Source organism: Candidatus Stygibacter australis (assembly GCA_030765845.1).
Taxonomy (GTDB): Bacteria; Cloacimonadota; Cloacimonadia; order Cloacimonadales; family TCS61; genus Stygibacter; species Stygibacter australis.
Window position 1 is genome coordinate 1 of the sequence record JAVCDJ010000151.1, and the last position, 4155, is coordinate 4155.

At 36.0% G+C, this 4155-nt stretch carries 1 protein-coding gene; it reads left to right on the forward strand.

Annotated elements, in window-relative coordinates:
- Positions 1–877 precede the first annotated feature (877 nt).
- A partial coding sequence (locus tag RAO94_07620; GenBank protein MDP8322202.1) for a right-handed parallel beta-helix repeat-containing protein occupies positions 878–4155 on the forward strand: 3278 nt, incomplete at its 3' end.

Below are 4155 nucleotides of genomic sequence, written 5' to 3' on the forward strand. Positions count from 1 at the left end.
GAGCTTTGACTATTCCATTACTGGAGATAACCATCTTTTTCACTTCCGGCTGAACAGAAAATTAGCCGGGCTGGACTTTCACCAGTTAGAGGCACACCACTTCGTGACGCACCAGAAGCCACAGATTACACAGATTAACACTGATAATGTAATCTCATTGTAACCAGAGTATCTTGCTCTGGATATTTCGGTCTTTCATCGGAGATGATATTTATTGTTATAAAATAACAGGCTCATTTTATTATGATTTACTGTATTAAAATGAACCATTATATCTATTTATTATTAGTATCAAAATATATCAAAAAACAAAATCTGGTTTTAAGAAGATCATATTAGTAACTGCTATTATAAAAGGAGATAAGAAAACTCAAGCAAGCTGAAACGGCATTTATAAACCAGTTATTGTAAAAAAGATATTGTCTGAAACAGAAAAATATAATAAATTTATTGACAGGCTAGACCCTGTTGTCATAGATTATCTACATAATAAGAAAATAAAAACACACACTATGAGGGATATGAAATGAGAAGAGGATTACGAAGAGACAAATTAAAGTTAATTACACACACACACACTCTCTCTCTCTCTCTCTCTACAAACACGCAGTTTCGCTATCATACAAGAAAGACCTGTCTTCGCTCGCTACGATGCAGCAAGTGGGAGTTGGGAAACGGGAAAAATTAAAATGTTATTGTCTCATGAGGAAATTCAAGTTTGGCTGAGCAGGCAGCTTCTTAATTTGAAGCTGGATAAAATTATTTTTGAGCTAATTTAACCCGTGAAGTTTTTTATAAAAAAAGGAGCTGCCTGAGCATCTGCAAGTAAACTCAGACAGCCATAAACAAGCTATTCAAAATTACTCAGGAGATGATTATGAGTAAAGATAAAAAATATATATTAGCATTAATTATGCTGATCCCGATACTGCTAAGCGCTACGCTTTATGTAGATGATGATTGGACATCTGGAAATTGCGGTGGACACACTTGGGGTGAAGATGCTTTTAATGAAATTCAAAACGCTATAAATTATGCTGAAGCAAATTCACTTAATGGAGAAACAATCCTTGTTTATGAGGGTATTTATGAAGAAAATATTGATATAGAAGGCAATTTATCAATGACATTGCATAGTGAGATGGTAAGTGGAGAATATCTTACTGAAACCACAATTCTGCAAGGTGCGACAGGTGGAGGTGATTTAATTACAATTCACCGAGAATCAACTGATGAGAAAGAGATCACGATCGCTGGATTGAGTATTGCACATAGTGTAAATGAGATAGGAAGGGGAATTAACATAATAACAGAAGAAAATAATAGTGACCTATCTGTGACTATAGAACATTGTATTATAAGTGATAGTCATATTGATGATACTGAAGATGGTGATGGTGGCGGGATTCAGGTGAAAGCAGCTACAGGAATTTTCCCAGAAGGCAATATAAGTATTCAAAATTGTACAATATCTGATAATAGTTCTCTAAATGGAGGTGGGATATCAATAAAAATTGTAAAAGATAATATTGCAATTTCTAATTGTAATTTTTCAGATAATAACGCAATTTTAGATGGAACTGTAGGTGGAACTGGGGGAGGAGTAAGGATAAATTGCATTTTACTAAATGGCGAAGGTACTAATTCTGTTCAGATAACAAATTGTAATTTTAATAATAATTTATGTGATTTGAACGGTGCTGGAATGTCATTATCTAATACTCATATCGAGACAGTGTTAGATCAATGCCAATTTAATAATAATATCAGTTCCACTGCAGGTGGATTATACATGTTTTGTGTAGGTAATGCTGAAAATACACAAATATGTACATTATCTGACTGTATTTTTAATAATAATATTGCAGATGCTGGGGCGGACATTATAAGTGGAGGAATTTCAGCAATTGCATCATTTTTTTATGTCATCGATTCAGAATTTGACTCTAATCATTCAGCAGGTTCTGGTGGAGGAATTTCACTTTACTCATCTACTATGGAAATGCATGATTCAATAGTTACTCAGAATACTTCAGCAACTTCGGGTGGAGGAATATTTATGGGAACAAAATCTAGTTACAACGGCTCCATTTGCAAATTATATGATAGCATAATTACTTATAATATTGCAGGATATGTAGGTAATAGAATTGGGACAACTGGAGGAGGAATAGCCGGAGATATGATTACTAATTTCGAAGGTTATAATTTAAACGTTAATTATAATGAATCCACAGGTGCCAGTGGTGGTGGTGGTGGTATATACCTAAATTCTAATTCAGGCCAAGGTTTAGTAAAAATTGAAAATTCATCTATTTGTAATAATCAATCTGATGCTTATGGAGGCGGATTACATTTATCTGGGATAGAATCCGTTGAACTTGAAAATCTGGAAGTCAATGATAATACTGTAAGAAGTGTTGCCACAGTATATACATACTTTTGTAATGGATTAGGGCTATATTTAGACTTCATCGGAGATTCGGGATGCAGGATCAGTAATTGCCAGTTTAACAGTAATAGTTTAACTATATTAGGAGGTAATCCGGAAAATGCAGACGGTGGTGGAGTATATGCAAAACATTCTTTTTTGATAATGGAAGATTGTGAAATAAAAAATAACTCAACTTTCTGGGGAAGCGGTATTGCTTTTGGTCCGTATGATGATTATTTTGATGCTGCTTTTATTTCTAATACCATAATTAGCGGCAATATCAGGCATCAGGAATCTACTGGTCAATCTGGAGCAGTCTATATACTTGATGAATATCCTGGAGATCCACAACCAATAGAGTTTACAAATTGTACTATAGCAGATAATGAAACTGATGAAACCGGAGTAGGTGGAATTGAGGTACACGGTTATCAGGTTAATGGTGAAGGTGTTGAATTATTGAATTGCATACTATGGGGGAATGCTGGAGATCAATATGATGATTTGATTACCCATATAACCTATTGTGACCTTGAGGAAGATAATGTTACGGGACTGGGAAATATCAGCCTTGATCCAGAGTTTACTAATCCAGTTACAGAGGATTATACTCTTAAATATAATAGCCCTTGTATAAACGAAGGGAATCCATCTTCTGTTTATAACGACCCTGATGGCACATTCTCAGATATGGGTTATAAATACCATGTCCATGATATCTATAACTGGAATTATGATGGTAACAGGAGAACTTATCTGTGGCGGAGTTTTCCCCGTTTGGCATTTGACACACGGGTGACTAATGATGGAAGCGATTTGGGAGTGAGTGAAGTATTGCAAAACTGGAATCCGGTGCCTGATGGGTTGCAAGTATGGTATAATAATCAGAATGCAGTAGATGGAGATTACGATCAAGGAACATGGGATTGGGATCCGTCAGCTTATGAAATGAACAGTAAGAATGGCTATAAGATGAGTCGGGATAATGGAGAAGGATGTGTTTTATTTTCCAGAGGTTTAAAATGCCTTGATAACGTGGCATTACACACTGAACCCTATCAGGAAACCTGGTTGGGTTACTTTCTACAAGTTCCTCAAAATGTATTAGATGCATTTCCTCAGGAAGTACTGGAAGATGCGATTGCAATTTATACCATGGAATGGGCAATCAGCAGAACCTCTACTCATGATCCCTGGTCAGGTTCACCAGAATACTGCAAATTAAACTATATGGACTGTGTGGTGATTAAAACTATAAACGAAAGTAATAATTTTTACTGGCAAATATCCACTCGGAATGAAGAGCCGGAATATAGACCTGTTGCGGAACACTTTACCTTCAATGATGATATAGATTATCTGCCGGTTTATGTAGAATTTGATGAGGATGATCTTCCTCAGGAAGTGGCAATCTACGTTAATGATGAATGTAGAGGAGCACAGGTGGTAGAGGATACTCTGTGTCAGATATGTGCTCACATCTTAGAAGAAGAACTTGGTCAGGAGATAGAGTTTGCCTTTTGGTATGAGGGACGCAACAGAGAAGAGCGGAAAAGTGATTATCTGGTAGAAAACATAGATACTGGAGAATATGAACCCGGAAGTCTGGTTACCGGTACACCGGGAATACACTACAAAGTATCATTTAGAGATAAGCAGGATGATAATATTCCTGCTCCAACTGAATTGCAATGTTATCCTAATCCCTTTAATCCGGAACT